Annotated in this window: 16 protein-coding genes; 2 read left to right on the forward strand and 14 right to left on the reverse strand. The window is 33.9% G+C overall.

What is annotated here, in order from left to right:
- Positions 1–12: 12 nt before the first annotated feature.
- The 9 genes from FLV_RS07885 to FLV_RS07925 form a co-directional block, all read right to left on the reverse strand.
- Positions 13–1362: a glycoside hydrolase family 28 protein gene (locus tag FLV_RS07885; RefSeq protein WP_243232644.1), complete on the reverse strand. Its 1350-nt coding sequence runs from the start codon at positions 1360–1362 to the stop codon at positions 13–15.
- A gap of 78 nt (positions 1363–1440) precedes the next feature.
- Positions 1441–2541 (reverse strand): pectate lyase, encoded by a 1101-nt coding sequence (gene pelA, locus FLV_RS07890; protein ID WP_243232647.1) that lies wholly within the window; start codon positions 2539–2541, stop codon positions 1441–1443.
- Between the two features lie 30 nt (positions 2542–2571).
- Positions 2572–4209, reverse strand: coding sequence for a glycoside hydrolase 43 family protein (locus tag FLV_RS07895; RefSeq protein ID WP_243232649.1), 1638 nt, complete (start codon positions 4207–4209; stop codon positions 2572–2574).
- Positions 4210–4229: 20 nt separating this feature from the next.
- Positions 4230–5462: a glycoside hydrolase family 105 protein gene (locus FLV_RS07900; RefSeq protein ID WP_243232651.1), complete on the reverse strand. Its 1233-nt coding sequence runs from the start codon at positions 5460–5462 to the stop codon at positions 4230–4232.
- Positions 5463–5490: 28 nt separating this feature from the next.
- Positions 5491–6705 (reverse strand): glycoside hydrolase family 105 protein, encoded by a 1215-nt coding sequence (locus FLV_RS07905; RefSeq protein ID WP_243232653.1) that lies wholly within the window; start codon positions 6703–6705, stop codon positions 5491–5493.
- 33 nt (positions 6706–6738) lie between these two features.
- On the reverse strand, positions 6739–7677 hold the full coding sequence (locus FLV_RS07910) for an alpha/beta hydrolase (RefSeq protein ID WP_243232655.1): 939 nt from the start codon (positions 7675–7677) through the stop codon (positions 6739–6741).
- A gap of 101 nt (positions 7678–7778) precedes the next feature.
- The gene (locus tag FLV_RS07915; protein WP_243232657.1) at positions 7779–9425 is read right to left on the reverse strand and encodes a RagB/SusD family nutrient uptake outer membrane protein; all 1647 of its coding nucleotides are present in this window, start codon (positions 9423–9425) and stop codon (positions 7779–7781) included.
- 11 nt (positions 9426–9436) lie between these two features.
- The gene (locus tag FLV_RS07920; RefSeq protein ID WP_243232658.1) at positions 9437–12574 is read right to left on the reverse strand and encodes a SusC/RagA family TonB-linked outer membrane protein; all 3138 of its coding nucleotides are present in this window, start codon (positions 12572–12574) and stop codon (positions 9437–9439) included.
- Between the two features lie 35 nt (positions 12575–12609).
- On the reverse strand, positions 12610–14049 hold the full coding sequence (locus tag FLV_RS07925; protein ID WP_243232660.1) for a glycoside hydrolase family 28 protein: 1440 nt from the start codon (positions 14047–14049) through the stop codon (positions 12610–12612).
- A gap of 283 nt (positions 14050–14332) precedes the next feature.
- Here FLV_RS07925 and FLV_RS07930 point away from each other — a divergent pair, with 283 nt between their 5' ends.
- Complete coding sequence (locus tag FLV_RS07930) at positions 14333–15361, forward strand: LacI family DNA-binding transcriptional regulator (RefSeq protein ID WP_243232662.1); 1029 nt, start codon at positions 14333–14335, stop codon at positions 15359–15361.
- Between the two features lie 273 nt (positions 15362–15634).
- The gene (locus FLV_RS07935; protein ID WP_243232664.1) at positions 15635–16663 is read left to right on the forward strand and encodes a LacI family DNA-binding transcriptional regulator; all 1029 of its coding nucleotides are present in this window, start codon (positions 15635–15637) and stop codon (positions 16661–16663) included.
- Between the two features lie 148 nt (positions 16664–16811).
- On the opposite strand, the gene FLV_RS07940 is transcribed toward FLV_RS07935, so the two are convergent.
- From FLV_RS07940 to uxaC, 5 genes are all read right to left on the reverse strand, one after another.
- Positions 16812–18425, reverse strand: a complete 1614-nt coding sequence (locus tag FLV_RS07940) for a UxaA family hydrolase (protein WP_243232666.1) — start codon at positions 18423–18425, stop codon at positions 16812–16814.
- A gap of 25 nt (positions 18426–18450) precedes the next feature.
- On the reverse strand, positions 18451–19893 hold the full coding sequence (locus FLV_RS07945; protein ID WP_243232668.1) for a tagaturonate reductase: 1443 nt from the start codon (positions 19891–19893) through the stop codon (positions 18451–18453).
- 206 nt (positions 19894–20099) lie between these two features.
- Positions 20100–20774 (reverse strand): bifunctional 4-hydroxy-2-oxoglutarate aldolase/2-dehydro-3-deoxy-phosphogluconate aldolase, encoded by a 675-nt coding sequence (locus FLV_RS07950; RefSeq protein WP_243232677.1) that lies wholly within the window; start codon positions 20772–20774, stop codon positions 20100–20102.
- 8 nt (positions 20775–20782) lie between these two features.
- Entirely contained in the window at positions 20783–21805 is a 1023-nt protein-coding gene (locus FLV_RS07955) for a sugar kinase (protein ID WP_243232679.1), read from the reverse strand.
- 132 nt (positions 21806–21937) lie between these two features.
- Positions 21938–23344 (reverse strand): glucuronate isomerase, encoded by a 1407-nt coding sequence (gene uxaC, locus FLV_RS07960; RefSeq protein ID WP_243232680.1) that lies wholly within the window; start codon positions 23342–23344, stop codon positions 21938–21940.
- Positions 23345–23356 lie beyond the last annotated feature (12 nt).

Below are 23356 nucleotides of genomic sequence, written 5' to 3' on the forward strand. Positions count from 1 at the left end.
TTATTTATTGAACTATTTTGCTGCTGAAGGAACTGTGGCCTTTTCACCAATAAACACTTCATTCAGAATTACATTCTCGGCATTCTCACTCGATATGGCATTTTTTGCCCATTTGATTTCGATATTATTTAAAGAGATATTTTTAATCTTTTTATCTGCAAATCCCTGAATAACGATTCCTGAAGCCGAGGCTTTATTACACGAAATATCAGAAAACGACACATTTGATATTTCAGACTGAAATCCTTTGCCTTCGCCGTGATAATTAGCAGTTATGTAAAGACAATCCTCTACTTCGTCTAATTGAATATTTCGAACAAAAACATTTTTTATAAAACCTCCTCTGTCTGCATTTGTTTTAAGATAAATACCTCTTTTTAAATAACCAACAGTTTTGCAGTTTTCGACAAACACGTTTTGTACACCAGCAGACATTTCGCTTCCGATAACTACTCCGTGAAGTCCTTTGAAATTACAGTTTCTGATAATAATATTTTCACTCGGAGTGGCTGCATTAGCTCTTCCTTCATGATCTCTTCCTGCTTTTATCGCTACATTATCATCACCGTTATTGAAAGTTACATTTTCTATCAAAACGTCTTTTGCATATTCCGGATCAATACCATCATTATTGTGATTTAATGATTTATAACTTATCCCTCTAACCGTTATGCTTTCAGATTTTAGCAGATGCAGGCACCAGAAAGGAGAATTCTCAATACGAACATTTTCTACCAAAATGTTCTTACAGTTAAAAAACTGAATCATTTGCGGGCGTAAAAAATAACCTGTTCCAAATTTTCTGTCTTTTACAGGAACATTATTATGATTCATTTCTCGGCTCAGTTCTTTTCCTTTGCCTTCCTGTGCTTTAAAACTTTTCCATATTTTACCTCCTTCTCCATCAATTACTCCATCACCGGTTAAAGCAATATTTGTACAATCATACGCATAAATTAACGGACTGTAATTATAAAGCATGGTTCCTTCCCAGCTGGTTAGTACCATTGGCAGGTAATGTTCCGGTTTGTCACTAAATTTTATTTTAGCGTCTTTTTCAATTTTAAGATTGACATTACTTACAAAATGAATTGGCCCGTTTAAAAGATAAACTCCTTTTGGAACCACAATAGTTCCCCCGTTATTCTTTTTACACAACGCCATTGCTTTATCAAAGAAAGGTTTACTATTTGAAACTGAATCACCTTTAGCGCCCAATTTAGCAACATTAACTTGAAAAGAAGGAATTTTAGGCAACTGAATTCTATTGACAATCGAATCTACTTTTGCTGTTGGAAATTTGTTTTCCTGAGCAAAAATAACTGTTGAAAACAATACGAGAAAAAAAAGTCTAATATTCATGATTTTTATTTTTATAAGTGAGGTTCTTATTCATAGTCTAAGAATAAGAACCTTACTTAATGAATTACTAAAAACGAATTACTCAGAATCCGTTTTTTCTAAATTATTTTTTTTTGACCACTTTTTGTATTTTTTCAAAACTTCCTTCGGTTCATTAGAATACCACGAATATCCGTTTCTTCTCTCTTCTCCAATATCAGTTATATACTTCTTTTTAATTCCATCGCGATCGCAGAAAAAAGCTTCATTAGTATCCAGTTCTGCAAATCTTGGCCAAATTGGCGCAACCTCTTCAGACGGGTACATTTTTTTACCTATAACTTTTCCATTTTCATCATAAATACGCTCCTCTCTAAGATTCGTGATTTTTGTTTTTTCAAACCAGTCATAAGCACTTTTAACTGCCGTTTTAATTTCCGGCGAAGGATTATCAATTGACATTAAGAACAAGACCACTTTTGCAGATTCTTTACCGCTCAAAGAAGCAAGCTCATAAGCTCTTGCATCGGCCGGAGCAAAAGTAACTTCATCATGTTGTGCACACCAAACCGTTAAAACACCATTTTGTTTGTATTGTGTTTTTAAGATACATTCAATTCCTTTCTGAACTGCAATTTTAGCTTTATCGACAACTTCCTGTGATGGTTTAATGCTATAATATTCCGTTTGATTCGCTACTTCTTTAAGTACATTCAAAACATCTACCATTGAATTGTCATTATAAGTAATATGCGAATAATATCCTTTTTTTAAGGGAAAATATTGAGGCCAGCCACCATTAGGATATTGTGCTGAAAGCAGATAATTTACTGCTCTTAAAAATGAATCTTTATATCTTTCATCTTTTGTCTGTGCGTACATTTTAGATACAAAAAGAATCTCTTGTGTTGTCGCTCTGTTATCTATAGTACAATCTTTTCCTGTCGGTTTTAATGCTAATAACTTTGCTTTCTCCTCTTCTGTCAATACATTCAGCATCGGAATATTTTTGGGCCAACCGCCAATATCTCTTTGGTAAAGTAAAACATTTTCTCCAATTTTCTTACCTTCCTCAGAACCAAACCAGGCAGAGTAACTTTTCATAATTAAATCCGGCCATTTTTTGGCTTTATCCTGTGCGTTAACATAACAGCTGGTACTGATTAAAAGTAATAATAATGTTTTTTTAAGTTGATTCATTTAGTTTGGTTAATTTATTTAGTTATTCATTTAGTTTTCATTAGTCACTCTAAACCAGTCTACCGCAACACTTCCTGCATCATTTATAATTCCTTCTCTAAGTGCCAGAAATCCTATTTTAGCACCAATCCATTTTCCTTCTCTTGCCGTAAAACGATCACCAACCGGGCTAAATTTTTGTCCATCTTCACTATAGAAAAAATTACAAATTCCACCTGATTTGACTTTTACCTGCAGGTAAATTGTTCTGTCTTTTATTACAACTCTTTTACTTTCAGATTCGATTCCTTTTTTATCTGCTTTTAAGGCTGTTTTTTGAGAAAGGAATAATTTTCCATCTTCTTGTTTAAGGCATAAAAAACTATAATCCAGTCCCATAATAACCAATCCGGTATATTCACCATCAAATCTGGAATTAAAAGTAATTTTTGCAGTTGCCGTAAATTCATTTGCAGGTAATTTTTGCAAAAGTAAATTTGGAACATCAAACAAGTTATTATAATCTTTAGGAACAGGAATACAATTTAAATTATAATATCCCATTGAAGTAGGAAGTCCCCAAACTATCTGTGGATTTGCATGCCACTGCCATTGAAGTCCAAGTTTTGGAGTATTGAATTCATCGCTTTCGGGCGGGGTTTCAATAGGAAATACTTTTTTACCCACATTTGGTTTTTTATAAACCATCACAGGTTCACCAATACCGTTTTTATCTTCGTCGCTTCCTATTACGGGCCAGTCATTTTGCCATTTCATCGGCTGTAAATGAACTACTCTTCCGTAAGCAAACTGATCCTGAAAATGAATAAACCAGTCTTCTCCTGTCTGAGTCTGAACCCAGGCTCCCTGATGAGGACCATTTATTGTCGATTTTCCCTGATCCATTACTTTTCTTTTTTCATAAGGTCCAAAAACATTTTTGGATCTCATAACAGTTTGCCAGCCTGTCGCCACACCGCCAGCCGGAGCAAATATGTAGTAATAACCGTTTCGTTTGTAGAATTTAGGTCCTTCAATTGTGGCTTCATCTGCATGACCGTCAATAATCATAACATCGTCATTATTTGCAGATAATCCATCCGGATTCATTGAACAAACAGTCAAAACACTCTTTACCCCTGCACGGCTTCCGGCAAAAGCATAACCAAGATAGGCTTTACCATCCTCATCCCACAAAGGTGTTGGATCAATTAAGCCTTTCCCTTCTTTAACCATAACCGGTTCTGACCATGGACCTTCTGCTTTTTTAGCTTTTACAACATAAATTCCAAAATCAGGATCCGGATAATAAATATAAAATTCATTGTTATGAAAACGAATACAAGGAGCCCATACTCCATTTCCGTGCTGCACTTTATTATACACTTCCAAAGGTTTTTGCTTCGAAAGTGCATATCCTGTTAATTTCCAGTTTACCAAATCTTTTGAATGGAGAATTGGCAATCCCGGAATACAATTGAAAGATGATGCTGTCATGTAATAATCATCACCCACTCTGATAGCATCCGGATCAGAATAATCAGCATACAAAACAGGGTTTTTGTAAGTTCCATTTCCCTGATCTGCAACCCAGACATTCGAAAAATTCTTTTCGTTCTTTTCCTGACCTGTTGCATATTGTATTGCTGTAAGGCCGAATAAAAATGACGTTATCTTTAAAAATTTCATTTAGAGGATAATTATATTTCTTATCTGTTTAATTCTAAAGCAGCCAAAATAAATGGTCCTGTAGCCTTTGGATCATTGTCTTTCTTCTTTTCGTTTACATAGTATTCATAAGAACCATCTCTGTAAGGAGTCCCTCCCAATCCGGCAACCTGACAAGCCTGAGTTAAAGTAATGGTTCCATCAGCATCAACTTTCATTAATTGAGTTGTCAATCCGTCAAAAGCTTTGTTTGCTAATTTTTTAAATTTTGAAGGCAAATAACCTTTATTAACCCCTTTTGCAAATGCATAAGCAAACATTGAGGAACCTGATGCTTCCAAATAATTGTCTTTTGCACCTGCTTTGTCAGTTACCTGATACCATAAACCTGATTTATCCTGATATTTTGCTAAACTTTCTGATACATTATTCAAATAGCCAACCAATTCTTTTTGTTTTGGATGATCTTTAGGAAAATAATCCAACGCATCAACAAGAGCCATTACATACCATCCAAGAGCTCTTGACCAATAATTTGGAGAATTTCCGGTTACCTTATCAGCCCATGGCATTTGTTTGCTTTCGTCCCAACCATGATATAATAATCCTGTCTTTGGATCTGTTGCATGCAATTGAATTTGTTCGAATTGGTGTGCCACATCATCAAGATTTTTTCCGTTTTCAAAAGTCACTGTATATTGAGCATAGAAAGGCTCTCCCATATACAATCCGTCTAACCACATTTGATTAGGATAGATCTTTTTATGCCAGAATCCTCCCGATTGTGTTCTTGGATGCTCTGTTAATTGCTTACGTAATAATTGTAATGACTTTAGATACTTTTCGTCTTTGGATTTATCATACGCATTAAAAAGCAAACGACCGGCAACAATCATATCGATATTGTACTTTTCTAATTCATACGTTTTAATAACACCATCTGTCTGAATAAAATTATCTAAATATCCCTGGATATAATTCGCATACCTGATATCCGGATTTTTTTTATACAATTCCTGAAATGAATACAAAACCAGTCCGTGAACATAATCCCACTTTGGCGCTTTTGCATCGTCAATTTGCCAGGATTCCGGATGACGCTTCATTAAAGTTAAAGCCATTTTATCAGACCACTTTAAGTCTTTTGAAATTATAGACTGATTTTGTGAATCAGCAGTTTTTACTGGTTCAGGAGAAGCGGTTTTACAACTAAAAAATGCAAATGAAACAAAAAGTGTTGCAACTTTTAAAGTGTTTAGTGTGTTGTTTAACATAGTAATTTATTTTGACTTAATTGAAATTCTATTTATCTAATTCTATTGCTGCCAGCAAAAAAGCGCCTAATCCGTGAGAATTGTCGGTTACAATTTTTTCGCTCATGTAATATTCATATGAACCGTCTCTGTATGGATTCCCTCCTAATCCGGCACTACCACATACCTGAGTAATATGGATTTCACCATTTTTATCTACTTTAATAAGATTTTTTATTAACCCATTAAAGCCTTTATTGGCAGTCTTTTCAAATTTTACAGGCAAATATCCTTTGTTTACTCCTTTGGCAAGAAAGTACACTAACATTGAAGATCCTGAAGACTCCAAATAATTTCCTTTTTGCTTTTGCAGATTCGGAATTTGATACCATAAACCAGATTTATCCTGGTATTTGCTTACTGCAACCGCTAATTCATTCACATACCCAATCAGTTCATTTCGTTTTGGATGATCTTTAGGAAAATAATCCAATGCATCGACTAATGCCATCCCGTACCAGCCAAGTGCTCTTAACCAAATATGAGGGGCAGTACCTGTTTCTTTATTCGCCCATGCCATTTGTTTGCTTTCATCCCATGCATGAAAATACAAATCCGTTTTTTTATCAAATGTATGGTTGTGCAGCAACTCGAATTGATGGGCAACATCGTTTAACTTCTCTCCTCCTTCAAATTCAGCGGTATATCTTGCATAAAAAGGTTCACCCATGTACAATCCATCCAGCCACATTTGATTAGGATAGATTTTTTTATGCCAAAAACCTCCAGACGGCGTTCTTGGGTAATCATCAAAATTATTTCTTAATGTTTTTAAAGCTGTCAGATATTTTGCTTCTTTTGTTTTATTGTATAAATCAAAAAGTATTTTTCCTGTATTTATGTTATCAAGACTATGATTTTGAGGATCAAACTTTTTTATAACACCTGCTTCATCAATAAACACATCTGCATATCCTTTTATGTAATCAAAATATTTTGGGTCATTTGTTTTACTGTATAATTTCTGATACGCAGTCAAAATCATACCAATTTTATAATCCCATTTGGGTGCTTCATGGTTATCGATTTTCCAGGCTTCAGGATGTCTTTTAATTATAGACAACGCCATTCTTTCTGACCATTTTAATTTATCAGAAATATTAATCTCACTTTGAATATTATCCTGCGCAATTGTTTTGCCAAAACAAAGAAACAACAAAATAATTGCAGCTTTGTAGAAATTAGGTTTTAAATATATCATCATAGTCTTAAAAATTTACATTTAGCTTTATGCTATTTACTTTAAAGTTTTATCCAAAAATTGAATCGTGTAACGAACTGTTTCGTCAAACCAGGGATTAAAAAACCAAAACGAATGAGGTGAATCTTTAATTGTATGTACCTCACTATAAATATTATTTTGGTTCAAAATTGCAATCATATCATTTCTTCCGGCATGAAATCTGTCAATACTGCTGTTTATAAATAATATTGGCGGTGTATTTTTATCTGTATGTGTTAAAGCCGAAGCATTTTTCCAATTTTCAGGATTCTCTTCAGAAGTTCCATTTAACCAAAAAGCAGCCATTTCGCCTTCAGAGGATTCCGGATGTTTAAAAGCTAAAACACCGTCTACATCAATAATTGCATTTACTTTTGATGAAGATTTACTTTTATTCGAAACATCATCAAAAGCTGAATTTTCATTTGTTGTACCAATCAAAGCAGCCATTTGACCTCCAGAGGAGCATCCTAAAACAGCTATTTTGTCTGGATCTACATTGAATTTTGCAGCATTATCTTTTATAAACTTAATCGCATTTTTAACATCATAAATACCCTCAGGATATTTAGCTTCAAGCGACAATCTGTATTCTATTGCAAAACAAGAAAAGCCCTTTGATGCAATTTCCTGCGCCATGAGCTTCATGTGATTCTTATTACCTGATCTCCAGCCTCCGCCATGAATCATGACTACCCCGGGGTTTCTTTTTTTTGCTGTATTAAAATAGGCATCTAAATGTAACGCCCTGTTTTTATCCTGATTATAAACAACATCATTAATCTGGGCAACTTTTTTGTTTTTTGCTTCTTGAGCAATTTTTATAAAAGGATATTTTTTTATCAGTTTAGTGTAAGTACTTTTTATAGTGTACGAAGAATCAACACGATACGTGCCTTGTGCAAAAATAGCATTTGATAAAAAAAGTATAACTAATAAAAAGATATTTTTCATCTCTGACTAAACTTATATTTAGTTAAGAAAGGAGTTCGGCAAAATGCCAAACTCCTTTTTAAACTAATTCAAAAAACAATATTTTTTTAATACCTTATATATTAATATGCAGGATTTTGAGGGAAATTTTTATTTGGATTTAAATCTAAAACCAACTGAGGAATTGGTCGTAAAATTTTCTTTTCACCATTGTTTCCGTTAAAATTGGCTGCTTTGACATTGTAATTATACTGAGAAGCTCTTGCGATAAGAGTTCCGGTACGTTTTAAATCAAACCATCTTTTATATTCTCCCAACAATTCTCTTCCTCTTTCATCTAAGATGTAATCGATATTAAATTGCCCAATTGTAGCATTTGCAACTCCTGCTCTTCTTCTAACCTCATTTAAACGATCTAATCCTATTCCCGGCTGACTTGCTTTTAAATAAGCTTCTGCCGCTACCAAATAGGTCTCACCCAATCTTGACACGATAAAATCACGCGTACTAACCGGTCCTGTTGATGCAGGTGTTGATGTGTCCGGATCATCAAATTTCTTAACCGGGATAGTCTGGTAATCAAGATTTTTAATCAAAGTATATTCTGCTGCATACTCACCCCAAGGATGGTATATAAAACCCGTTGCCAATTTACCTGCTTTTGAAGCTAAGTAATCTGCTTTATCTTGTGCCGTAAACCATTTTGGCTCATAAAAATGCTTTAATTTTAAAGTCGTTTTATCTGCTACTCTAAAGAAATCATAATAATTTTCATAGACTTCATTCATAAAAGTTGCACCCCAACGCAAATCTCCTTTTTCATACAAACCTAAAGCATAGCCTGTTGGACATAAATTATAACTTCTTAATGGAGCACCACCTCTTGTTTCACTACCACCTAAATAAGAACTAAAGAAATAGAATTGATTATTTCCTAAAGTTGTCGGAGAAGTACTGGTTGAATTTTTGTCAAATTGTACCGAAAAAAGAACTTCAGCATTCAAATCGTTTGTTGGTAAAAACAGCTGGCTCCATGCAACTGTTAAAGTTTGACCCGCAATCGCAGCATCAGCATAACTTGCCGCTTTAGTAAAATCTGCCGCTGTACCAAAAGTTTCGTAACCTCTTGTTAAATGAACTTTGGCTAATAAATCCTGAACAGCTCTTTTATTCACTTTACCAGAAGTAGCATAAACACCTGTCCCAACTGTAGCTAAAGATTCTTCTAAATCTTTAATTATATAAGCATACACTTCTTCAGCTGTGTTTCTATTAAAAGCTTCATTATCTGTTGTAAAATTTCCTTCCTCAACAATAGGCACACCTCCATAGGTCTGTACAAGTAAAAAATAAGACATTGCTCTAATAAATTTAGCTTCTCCAACTAACACAGGGATACTTGAAGTTTGTTCAGTAACTGTAGAGTAATAAACAGTCTTATTTACAGCCTGAATAGCTTTGTAACATTCTCTATATAAATATTCAACATTACTTGATGTTGGAATCAATTGAGAATACTGGCTCAAACCTGCCGGTTCCTGGCCTCTTCCTTCTGCATACATATCAGTACCGGAGCAAAACAACCATGGTTCACCACCATAAACTGTTTTTAATTTTGCGTATGTAGTATTTACTAAAAGCTGGAATCCGGCAGCAGTTTTATAGGTTTCATCTGCAGAAGCGCTTGAACGTACATCTTCTTCTAAAAAATCGCTACAAGAAGTAAAAATAGTAACGACAAGTCCTAATAATATTATTATTTTTTTCATTTTTTCTTTAATTAAAATTTAAGACTTAATCCTAATTGTGTTGTTATTGAAGCAGGACGGTTTACTCCTAATGAAGCACTTGCCCACTCCGGATCATATCCTTTATAATCAGTAAATACAAACGGATCTAATACATTAACATAAATTCTTAAACTGCTCATTTTTAATTTCTTTATCAACTCTGAAGGAAGCGTGTATCCTAAAGATATATTTTTGATTTTTATAAATGAAACATCTTCATAGTAAGCAAAATTACTTCCCCAGAAAGCACCTGCTCCAGTTGCTACCGGTCCAGGACGAGGGTATGCATTGGATGCATTAGCCTCAATACCACCACCATTTGTTGGAATAAAGTAATCCATTGCCATTTTTTGACGTCCACGGTCACTTACGTTAGCAAAGTTTTGATGAAAAGTACTCAATACTGTTTGCCCCTGGCTGCAAAGAACAGAGAAATTGAAGTCAAAATTACCTACCGTTAATTTTGAATAGGCACTACCTTGCCACTCAGGATTTGGATTTCCAATAGTAGTACGGTCTAAAGCATCAAATTTGCCGTCATCATTTAAGTCTTTTGGCCTAGCCTGACCTGGTAACATATTGTATGTCGCTGCTTCTGCCGCTTGACTTTCCTGCCAAACACCATCATAAACATAATTGTAGTTTGAATTTAATGGTTTACCAATAAATAAATTATTTCCAATATCATCAACTTTATCCTGACCATTAATAGATTCCAGTTTATTTACGTTTTTAGTAAAAGTAAATGTCGTTTCCCATTTCAATTTTTCTGTTTGAATGTTTTTTGTAGTCAAGAGTACTTCCACCCCTTTATTACTAACTGATCCAACATTAGAAATTGTACGACCACTAGGTACACCATATTCATAAGGCAATTGTCTATTGGATATTAACATCTCTGATAAACGGTCGTAAACATCAACACTACCTGTAATACGATTCGATAAAAAACCGAAATCAAGACCTAAGTTTAACTCGCGTGTTTTTTCCCAGGTTAAACCTGTATTTGCTAAATTTTGTGATTCCCATCCGGTAACTAAATTGGTACCATTAGCATAAAAAGTTTGTTGATCTAATAATTGCTGCGTAGTATATGGCTGCACATTGTTATTTCCTGTGTATCCTAAACTTGCTCTCAATTTAAGGTCTGAAACAACATTGCTGTTTTGCAAAAAGGATTCTTTACTAATTTTCCAACCTAAGGCTACCGAAGGAAAACTTTGCCATTTTACACCTTCTGCAAGAACTGAAGCACCATCCCAACGATTTGTTGCTGTTAATAAATATTTGTCTTTAAATGCATAATTGAAACGAACAGCATAAGAATTTAACGTAGTTTTTCTGAATGGTACTACTCGCTTTGTTGGATCACTTTCTGCAAAAAGATAACTGCCTTGTATTCCTGCACTTAAATCATAATATCCAGTATCAAATGGCATTCCGTTAGAAAATGCGTATGCATATTTATCTACATTAGAATAAGCACTTTGTAACAATAATGCACTAAAATCGTGTACTTCATTAAATGTTTTTTTAATATCGATTTGATTATCCCATGTGTAATTAAAATTTTCAGTATGCTGTAATGATGCCGATCTTCTTCCATTCAATCCAACACCCGCATTTGATTCTACACCGTATGCTTTACCAATTTCTTCATTTTCAAAACCTGCTGCAAAAGTAGTTTTGAATGATAACCACTTAAGAGGCTGGTATTGTAAATAGACATTACCAATAGTTTGCCATTTATTTCTGTTTTGCTCAGAATTTGCAATTTCTACTAATGGGTTTACCGTACTGGTTTTATCAATTACAAAAGCAGTACTACCTGGTAATGTTAATTTTCCAGGTAAGAAAAATAATTGTCCTACAATATCTTTACCATTTGCATCTACTGCCCATGGCGACAATAAAGGACTTAAACGAAAAGCCTCCTGCATTGCCAAATCACTACCTAATTCTGTTTCTACCCTTGCGATCGTAACGTTTGCTCCTGTAGAGAATTTATCATTGATTTTATGATTAACTCCTAACTTAAAACTGTATTTATCATTTGAATCTTTTGCTATTAAACCTTCGTCTTTTTGAATACCAAAAGCAAGATTATATGACAAACCACTTTCTCCTCTTCCTGAAATATTTAAATAATTATTCGATGTCATACCTGTCTGTAAAACAGCATCATACCAATCAAAACTATATCCATTATTCGCTCTTTCAACCATCAAGGCACTTCTAACAGAGGAAGCATCCAATAATTGTTGTTGTGTTTGATTTACTGGATTAGCAGTCATATATGCAGTACGGTGAAATTTCCACCATTCTTCTGCATTCATCATTTTTGGTAAACGTGCAGCTTCTTTATTTCCGTAAGATGATTCAAACGATACATTTATACCTGATTTAGCAGTTGTTCCACTTTTAGTGGTTACAATTACAACTCCATTAGATCCTCTGGATCCATAGATTGCAGATGATGAAGCATCTTTTAATATGTCCATACGGGCAATATCCTGAGGATTTAGAAAATCAATGTTATCCGTTGGTACACCATCAACTACATATAATGGACTTGATCCGCCTAAAGAGTTGTTACCACGTATAACCATTTTAAATCCATCCCCTGAACGTCCTGAATTAGATGAAATTTGCACCCCCGGCATACTTCCCTGAATAGCTTCAAGAGGACTACTAACATTTCTTTCTGTAATAGCCTCAGGCTTAATGGTACTGATAGCTCCAGTAACATCAGATTTTTTTGCGGTACCATACCCCACTACTACAACCTCAGTAAGTGTGTTTGATTCCTCTGCAAGACTAACATTTACTTTAGATTTTCCGGCAACACTCACTTCCTGAGTCTGGAATCCTAAATAGCTAATTACTAAAATTGCTTTGCTGTTTGAAACATTTATTTTAAAACTCCCTTCAAAATCAGTTGATGTACCGTTTTTAGTTCCTTTTTCCACAATATTCACTCCAGGCAGGGAAAGCCCACTAGCATCAGTAATCTTACCTTCTATAACTGTTGACTGGGCATACATTCCACTACTCAACAGAAAATTAAGAAAGAATAAAAACACAAGATTGCATTTCATTCTTTTTTTCAATAATTGTTTAATGTTCATAATTTGGTTTTAATAGTTAATTGATAGTTAATTTTTTAATTTTTAATTGATTCTACTTTTTTTTCATTGATATAGGTATTTATAAAATTAAAATTCTTAATATTTTTCAATAAGTAAATTGAGTCCGCTTTTTCGATAACTACATTTTTTAGCGTTACATTTTCGACCGGAGATTCTTTATAACCTTCTGCCCAAACTCCATATTTACCTGCTTTTTTTACTTTTACATTCTCCAGACTTATATTTCTGATAACCGGAATAAAATTTCCTGTTTGAGAACCATATACATTATAAAACATGTTTAATTTCAAAACACATTCCTTAACAGTTCCTACTTCCAGATTTCTTACATAAACATCTTCAATAATTCCTCCGCGTCTGGAATTTGTCTTTATACGAATCGCTCTGTCCAGATTTGGACTATCCATTACACAATTTTCAACAAAAACATTATTTACTCCGGCGGATATTTCGCTCCCTATAACAACACCTCCGTGACCATCTATCATTTTACAATTTTGTACAATAATATTTTTACTTGGTATTGCTACACGTCTTCCATCGGCGTCTCTTCCTGCTTTTATAGCTATGCAATCATCTCCGGTATTGAAAACACAATTCTTAATAATAATATTTTGCGAATATTCAGGATCACATCCATCGTTATTAGGGCCATGACTATTTACCGTAACTCCGTCTATAATTATGTTATTGGATTTTATTGGGTGTAAAATCCAGAAAGGAGCATTAATTACCTTAACATCTTTAATTAGAACAGTATTACATTCAAATACTTCAATAAAATTAGGTCTTAAATAACGTCCTTCTCCAAAAATTCTTTCTGAAACAGGTACCCCTTTTTCAGCCATATCAACTAAAACCTCACGATTCGCCGGATCATTTTGCGACGGAATTCCTTTTTCCCAGCCATAATTTTTTCCACCAGACCAAACCCACCAGTTACTATTATTTGCCTGACCATTCAAAATACCTTTACCGGTTATAGCAATATTGGTTTTATTCTTAGCATAAATAAGAGGTGAATAATTCATCAACTCTGTTCCTTCCCAAGAAGTATGAACTATTGGATAGTCTTTTGGATTTGTACTAAACAAAATTTCAGCATTATCTTCTAAGTGTAAATTGACATTATTTTCTAAATGTATCGGCCCGGTTAAATATTTCCCTTCCGGAACAATTACTCTCCCTCCTCCGTTTGCAGTACAAGCTTTTACCGCTTTTTCAAAAGCAATGGTGTTAAATGTTACACCATCTGCAACTGCACCAAAATCTTTTACATTATAATCTTTATTCAAAAAATTCGTCTGAGGAATATTCTTCACTATCAAATCCATTCTTGCCCATGGATTATCAACTGCCTTTTCTGATATTTTACTACCGCATGACACTAAAACTGCAACACAAGCCACAATTAAAAATGCTAAATTCACCCTCAAAGCTTTATATACACTCATTTTGTAGTATTTCTTTTTTAGAATTAAGATTTCATTAACTATGTAATCGATTACACGAAAGTAGAAAAATAGAATGAAAACAACAAATTAATTTCAAAAAAAATCATGTATTTATTTTTATTTATAATTTTAATTACACTTCCAATAAAAAAAAACACATTTTTTTATTATTGTGCTATTTTATTTAACAAGTAAAAGATTTTTGGTAATCGATAACATTTTATGTTTGGATATCCAAAAAAAATGTATTTTTGTGTTAAAATAATCAAAATAAATTTTTTGAATGAGCGAAAAAATAACCATTTATGATATTGCAAAAAAACTAAATATCACTGCAGCTACGGTTTCAAGAGCACTAAACAACAATCCTAAAATAAAAGAAAGCACCAAACAATTAGTACTTGAAACAGCCGCTTCAATGAACTACAAACAAAACAAATTGGCCTTAGCTTTAAAAAGTGGGAGAAGTAACAACATAGGTGTTATTGTGCCCCGTATTGACAGTAATTTTTTTGCATCTGTGATTAGAGGCATAGAAGAAGAACTTTATCCGCATGGTTATCAGGTTATTATTTGCCAGACTCACGAAAATCCGAAAAGAGAAAATGAAAACCTATACACATTAATCGACGCTCAGGTTGATGGTATTTTAATGTCGGTTACAGATGTTACCAATGAAAACGACAAGGCTTTTCATAATGTACTACAAAAGAATGTTCCTTTAATTTTCTTTGACAGAAGCAAACACATAGACGGTGTAAGTTCAGTCACTATAAATGATTTTAAAGGCGGTTATATTGCTACCAAACAGTTAATTAATCAGGGATGTAAAAGTATCGCACATTTATCCGGAGACCAATCTTTAGAAATTTTCAAAAACAGGTTTTTAGGTTACAAACAAGCTTTACTGGATAACGGAATTACATTTAATGAAGAATATGTTATTCAGTCTAAAAGTAGTGTTGAAGCCGGAAAAAATGCCATTAATATTTTATTAGAATTAGAAACGCCACCCGATGCCATATTTTCTTCAAGTGATTTTGCCGCTTTAGGAGCCATTCAGGAATTAAGAGAAAGAAACATCAATATTCCTCAAGATTTTTGTGTTGCCGGCTTTAGTAATGAGCCTTTCACCAAGTTTATGGAACTGTCCATAACCTCTGTTGATCAGTCTCCTCTCGAAATGGGAAAAATGTCAGCACGTGTTTTCTTAGAACAGGTTGGCAAAACGGATACTATAAAAATTGAAAAGAAAGTAGTTTTAGCACCTGAACTGCATATTCGCAAATCAACATCCAGAACAAGAGCTTAATTACCGCTTTATCCTATCTTATTTTTAAAGTAAATTTAAACCTAACAGAAACACTTTAAACTTACATCTTCAATCTCTTCTCACCTCCTATTTAACTATAATTGTTTTAATCCTTTATTCCTGATAAAAAACAATTGTATTTCACACAAACAAAAAGAACAGAATATTGTTATTATTTACTTTTAAAGCTAAAAAAAGAAGATTTTAGCAATCGATAACATTTTATATTGGATTATTCAAAAAAAAGGTACATTTGTGCTAAATTTTTTTTGAATGAGCGAAAAAACCACTATATACGATATTGCCAAAAGACTTGACATTACTGCTGCTACTGTCTCAAGAGCTTTAAATAACAGCCCTAAAATAAAAAAAAGCACTCGCGAATTAGTTAAGGAAACTGCTGATATGATGGGTTACAAACAAAACAAATTAGCCCTTGCCTTAAAAAGCGGAAGAAGCAACAATATTGGCATTATCGTTCCCCGCGTTGATAATAATTTTTTTGGAACGGTAATTAGAGGAATCGAAGAAGAACTTTATCCACATGGATATCATGTTATTATTTCGCAGACTCATGATGACCCCATCAGAGAAAATGAAAACCTTCATGCTTTAATTGATGCACAGGTAGACGGTATCCTAATGTCTGTTACAGATGTTACTGACCAAAACTTCGATGCCTTTCAAAACGTATTACAAAAAAATGTCCCTTTGATTTTCTTTGACAGAACCAGACATATTGAAGGAGTAAGTTCTGTTACAATTAATGATTTTAAAGGAGGATACCTTACCACTAAACACTTAATCAACGAAGGCTGCAGAAACATCGCTCATTTTTCCCGAAACCAGTCTCTTGAAATTTTCAAAAACAGATTTTTAGGTTACAAACAAGCCTTATTGGATAGCGGAATACCTTTTAAGGAAGAATATGTTATTCCTGTTAAAAGTAGCGTAGAATCAGGAAAAGAAGCCCTAGACATACTATTACAACTCGAAACTCCTCCGGACGCCATATTTTCTTCAAGTGATTTTGCCGCTTTAGGAGCCATTCAGGAATTAAACGAAAGAAACATTAACATCCCTAATGAATTTTGTGTAGCTGGATTCAGTAACGAACCTTTTACCAAATTTATGGAAATGTCTATAACTTCAGTGGATCAGTCTCCACTTGAGATGGGAAAAATGGCCGCCAAGGTTTTCTTAGAACAAGTTGACAAAACCGATGCTGTCAAAATCGAAAAAAAGGTAGTTCTCGCACCGGAATTACACATTCGTAAATCTTCAGCAAGAACTATCTTTTAATTTTAATTCATCCTATAAGTTATCTAATTTTCATTTTGGGCATAATTACATTGCAACTTAAAAAATTAAAGGCAGCTCATAAACGAACTGCCTTTTTTACTAAGTATGGTATATAAAATTTACTGCTATAACTTATATGATGAAAATTTTATAAAGAAACTCCTCTTTTCCAAGGAATAAATACATCTTGTTTCAGCTGATCTGCTTTTGTTTCTACGTTTCCGCTTGCCAATTCTATAATATAATCTACGATTTCTGCTCCAACTTCGGTTATGTTTTTTTCACCAGTAATCACAGTTCCAGCATTGAAATCGATAATATCTGACATTCTATTAGTTAATGCCGTGTTTGAAGCAATTTTTACAACGGGTGCAACCGGATTCCCCATCGGATTTCCTAAACCTGTGGTAAATAAAACAACTGTTGCTCCCGCGCCAACCAATCCTGTGGTACATTCGGCGTCATTTCCTGGTGTATTTAAAAGATTCAAACCTGGTTTTGAAATGTATTCGCCGTAATCCAAAACATCTACAATAGGTGCAGTTCCTCCTTTTTTAGATGCACCGGCAGATTTCATGGCATCTGTAATTAATCCGTCTTTAATATTTCCCGGTGATGGGTTCATATCAAAGCCTGAACCTGCATCTACAACTGATTTTTCAAAAGCTTTCATCAAAGATAAAAACTTGTCTGCTTTTTCTTCGTCCACACATCGGTTCATCAATTCTTGCTCAACTCCACATAATTCCGGAAACTCTGCCAAAATGGTTTTCCCTCCCAAAGCTGCGAAAATATCTGAAACAACTCCCAATGCCGGGTTTGCAGAAATTCCTGAAAATCCGTCGGATCCGCCACATTCCAAACCAATACTTATTTTTGAAACAGGAGCAGGTTTACGTTCGATTTTATTGGCTCTTTTAATAGCTTCATAAGAATCTTTAATCACCATTTGAAACATTTGATCGGTAGTTCCAATTTGTTGTTGCTCATAGATCAAAATTTCTTTATCACAATTCGGGCTCATTTCTTTCAATGCATTTTTGAAAATGTCTACTTGCAAGTTTTGGCAACCCAAACTTAAAACAGTTGCACCGGCAACATTTGGATTGTTTACATATCCTGCAAGCAGTTTTGCCAACAATTCTGAATCTTGTCGAATTCCACCACAACCACCTTGATGATTAATGAATTTTACTTCGATATTATCTAAAAGGTTTTCATTTGAATTTTTCTCAGCAACTTCTTCTACGCTTTTTTCTTCAATTAAAGAGCGTAATAAGTTTTTGTAAGAAACTTCTTTTTTTGGTAGTAATTCGTTTTCAAAAATATCTTTCAGTTTTTCGATATTTTTGTTTTCACAAAAAACCAATGGAATAAATAGCCAAACGTTTTTGGTACCAACCTGACCATCTGCACGGTGGTATCCGTTGAAAGTTTTGTCTTTCCAACGATCTACATTTGGTGGAGTCCAACCTAAATTTCCGTTTTTACCAAAAACTTTTTCACTTTGATGTTTTACATTTTCGGTGGTAATTACTTCTCCTTTTTTTATAGGTTGTACAGCTTTCCCTACCAAAACGCCGTACATTATAATTTCATCACCAATTGCAAAATCTTTCTCTGTAATTTTATGTTTTGCTTTAACATCAGTTGTTGGTGAAACTGTAGTTCCTTCAAATGTAATTTGTTCGTTTTGTACCAAATCGGTTAAAGCAACAATTACGTTATCAATTGGATTTACTTTTATTAATTTCTTTTGCATGATAATAATTTTAAAAAGGTTTTAATTAGTTTTTAGCGCTGAAATTAGCATAACCTTTTTCAATTCCATTAGCTTCAATTTCAGTTAAAGCTACCACTAATGCTTCAGATAAACCGTTAATTTTTGTTAAATCTTCACCCCAGAACTCGATGTTAGCCAAAACTTTAGCCACAACTGCATCCAATGCTTCTAATTCCCATGCATTTTTAAATGCCTCAACTAATTCCGGAGTATCTTTTACCGGCAATACTTCATTGTTCCATGTTCCTTTATAAAACTGGATCAAACAAGCTAATGAAAAAGTCAGACTTGTTGGAAGTTTTGCCTTTTCATTATAATATCCTAATAAACTTGGTAAAACTCTTACTTTGAATTTTGAGATAGAGTTTAAAGCAATATCAGCCAATGCATGTTTGATAAATGGATTTTTAAAACGATCCATTACCTCTTCAGCATAAGCAGTGATTTCGTTTTTATCCATAGGAAGGGTTTCACTAATTTCACTGATAACATTATCTACAAACGGCCCGGTAAAACCTCCATTAACTGTTTCCATTACTAATTTGTTACCAAATAAAAGTGAAACAGGAACCATTGCAGTATGTGCTCCGTTCAAAATACGAACTTTAATCATTTTGAATGGACGAATATCGTCAACAATTTTTACATTCAAATCTGTTTTATGGAAAGGCAGCTTTTCTTTTAAAGCATCACCACCTTCAATAGCCCAAAGGAAGAACGGTTCAGCAGCCACAATTAAATTATCCTGATAATCTAATTTACTGTTGTAGTCTTCAATTTCAGCTCTTGGATACCCAGGTACAATTCTGTCAACCAAAGTACTGTGATACGTACAAGCATCAGATACCCAAGTTACAAATGCTTCTTCCAACTTCCATAATTCACAATATTGTAAGATACATTTTTTCAAAGCTTCTGAATTGTAATCAATTAATTCACAAGGAATGATAGTCACACCTTTTGAAGCATCTCCATTGAAATGTTTGAATCTTTCATACAACAAAACAGTCAGTTTTGCAGGAAATGCTGCTGGAGGCTGCATATCCGGAGTATCAGTAGCTACAAATTCAATTCCGGCTTCGGTAGTATTTGAAACAATAAACTGAAGTTCTTCTTCTTTAGCCAAAGCTAAATAATCAGCAAAATTACTATATGGGTTTATCGCTTTTACAATGTTATCAATTAACTGGATATCTTGTATTTTTTCACCTTTTTTGATACCATTCATAAACAAAGTATAAAGACCATCCTGATCGTTTATCATGTTTACCATACCATCTTTCAATGGCTGAACAATTGCAATACCGGCATTAAAATCAACTTCTTTATTTAGTTTATGAAAAGCGTAATCAACGAAAGCTCTCAAAAAATTACCTTCTCCAAACTGAACTACTTTTACAGGCTGTAATTTTTCTAATCCTGTATTTACTCTATTTAATTTTTTCATTTTAAATCTTCTCTAAAAGTGTTATAAATAACCTCATTAATCCCTTACCTGTTTTGTTATTGTAAAAGAAACATTACACTTGTAAATGTTAAAATAAAGTTTGCTGTGAGGAGTGACAAACTTTATTTTTCAAGCGTAATGTTCAATTACAACCTTTAAAACTCTAAAAAAAACTGCTTTACAATAAGGAACAAATTAATTATTCCTTATTTATTTTTTCTGATATCTTTTATGATGTTTAACACATCGCTTACTTTATTTTTTAATCCTTCAAAATCCTGCTTATCCAACAAATCTTTTGAAATTAATTGTGAACCAAGGCCAACGCAGGTAGCACCGGCATTTAACCATGAAGACAAACTTTCTACAGTTGGATAAACACCTCCTGTTGGCATAATAGTCGTCCACGGGCATGGTCCTTTTATTGCTTTAATAAACTCCGGACCATAAATATCAGCAGGAAACAATTTTACCACTTCGCAGCCTAATTCTTCAGCTCTTGCAATTTCTGTCAGCGTTCCACAACCAGGAGACCATAACACTTTTCTACGGTTACACGCTATTGCAATATCTTCTCTAAATACAGGAGTTACAATAAAATTAGCACCAAGCTGCATGTATAATGAAGCTGCAGCAGCATCAGTAACAGAACCAACTCCCAACATCATTCCAGGCAATTCTGCCAGGGCATATTTATTTAATGCTCCAAAAACCTCAAAAGCAAAATCACCTCTGCTGGTAAACTCCATTAATCTGGATCCACCATCGTAACAGGCTTTTAATACTTTTTTACTGATTTCAATATCCGAATGAAAAAACAAAGGAACCATCCCGTTGTCATTCATCGTCTGAGCTACTTCAATTCTTGAATACTTTGCCATACTTTTATTTATCTTGATACTAATCCGGCAGAGTTTCCTCCAGCCATATTTTCAACTTCTTTTAACGTAACTAAATTATAATCTCCGGCAATAGTATGTTTTAAGCAACAAGCCGCTACTGCAAAATCTAATGCTTTTTGTTTATCTTCTTTATATTCAACTAATCCGTAGATTAATCCTCCCATAAATGCATCACCACTACCTACTCTGTCAATTACAGGCGTTACTTCCTGTACAGCGGCATTAAAAATTGTTTTTCCGTCAAATAAAACTCCTCCAATTCTTTGGTGAGAAGCACTAACCGAATAACGCAATGTAGTTGCCACCGTTTTTAAGTCCGGACAAAGCTCATACAACTTAGAATATAAAGCCGGTAATGATTTCTCGTCTTTATAATCAGGATTTACTTTAGGAATTCCCAACATAAAATACGCTGTATCAATATCTCCTAAAATAACGTGACTGTATTTTAATAACTCAGGCATAACTTCGCTTGGCGTTTTACCGTATTGCCATAATTTTGATCGGTAATTCAAATCACATGAAATAGTCAATCCTAATTCATGTGCTACCTGAACCGCTTCCAGACAGGCTTCTGCTGCACTTTGTGAAATAGCTGCCGATATTCCGCTAAAATGAAACCATGTAGCTCCTTTTAGTACTTTCTTCCAATCAACATCGCCTTTTTGAATCGTTGCCATCGAGCTGTGTGCACGATCGTACACCACATTACTCCCTCTGGTTCCTGCTCCTGTTTCTAAATAATAAGTTCCTAAACGTTCTCCGCCGTAAACAATACTTTTAGATTCAACATTCATTTTTCGCATCTCCTGTACTGCACAGTAACCAATTTCGTTTTCGGGCAATCTTGTTACAAATTCAGCGTTAAGACCATAATTTGCCAAAGAAACACAAACATTAAACTCACCACCACCGTAAGATGCCGTAAATGCTGTAGACTGAGAAAAACGCAAATGTCTTTCAGTTGAAAAACGCAACATTATTTCGCCAAATGCAACTACTTTACTCATATTATATTATTGTTTAAACATTTATTCGTTGAATCGTTTAATTGCTGAATCATTGAAGGGTTTAATCGTTGAATTCTTCAATCTTTAAATCTTTCAATTTTACAATCTTTCAATTTTACAATTCTTAAATAATTAAAATTTAAAATATTCTTTTGCATTGTTATAGGAAATATCAGAAACCATTTTTCCAATCCATTCCATATCAGCAGGAAGTTCTCCTCTCTGAATTTCATCTCCTAAAAGATTACAAAGAATACGTCTGAAATATTCATGTCTTGGGAAAGATAAGAAACTTCTTGAATCTGTCAGCATTCCAACAAAACAGCTAATCAATCCCATGTTTGAAAGGGCGTTTAATTGTTTGGTCATACCGTCTTTTTGATCCAAGAACCACCATCCTGATCCAAACTGTACTTTTCCTCTCACACTTCCGTCATTAAAGTTACCAATCATGGTAGCCATTACTTCGTTATCAGCAGGATTTAAGTTATAAATAATCGTTTTTGTTAATTTATCTTTACTGTCTAACGCATTTAAGAAAGCAGATAATTTTTGAGCCTGTGGATAATCTCCAATAGAATCCCATCCTGTATCAGGTCCTAAAATTCTGTGCATACGTGCATTATTGTTACGTAAGGCTCCTAAGTGAAATTGCTGAACCCATCCCAATTCATGATACGTTTCAGATAAAAACAATAAGACAGCACTTTGAAATTTCAACGCTTCCTCCGGAGTAATTGTTTGGTTTTCTCTTTTCTTTTTGAAAATGGCATTTACTTCTGCTTCAGTAAAATTTTCAAAATAAATCTGATCCAAACCGTGATCACTTAATTTACATCCGTTTGCATTAAAAAAGTCAATTCTTTTTCTAAGCGCATCACGTAAATCAGCATACGTATTAATTGCTACTCCGGACACGTCCCCCAACGTGTCCAGATAAGCATTATAACCCTCATTTTCTATTAAAATGGCTTTGTCAGGCCTGAAAGCCGTACTCATTTTAGTTTCAAAAGGATTACTGTTTAATTTTTGATGAAACTCTAAAGTATCAATTGGGTCTTCTGTAGTACAAACCAGCTCTGCATTTACTTTTTTAAGTAAGTTGCGTGTGCTGTATTCTGCCGAATTTACTTTTGCAGAAGCTTCTTCATATATTCTTTCTGCTGATTTTTCATTCAGCAGCTCATAAATATCAAAATAACGGGCCAACTCTAAGTGCGTCCAGTGATACAAAGGATTACGCATTGTATACGGAACTGTTTTTGCCCAATTTAAGAACTTATCTTTATCAGCACCATTTCCTGTAATAAATTGTTCATTTACTCCTAATGTACGCATTGCACGCCATTTGTAGTGATCACCGTTAATCCAAACATTTGTAATGTTGTCGAAAATTTTATCTTCGGCAATAAACTGTGGATTTAAGTGATTGTGATAATCAATAATAGGCTGATTTTTGGAGTAATTATGATATAATTCTTCAGCGTATTTATTTTCAAGTAAAAAATTATCGTTTATGAAAGTTTTATTAGAGCTCATGTCTTTTAATAT

Source organism: Flavobacterium pectinovorum (assembly GCF_022802975.1).
Taxonomy (GTDB): Bacteria; Bacteroidota; Bacteroidia; order Flavobacteriales; family Flavobacteriaceae; genus Flavobacterium; species Flavobacterium pectinovorum_B.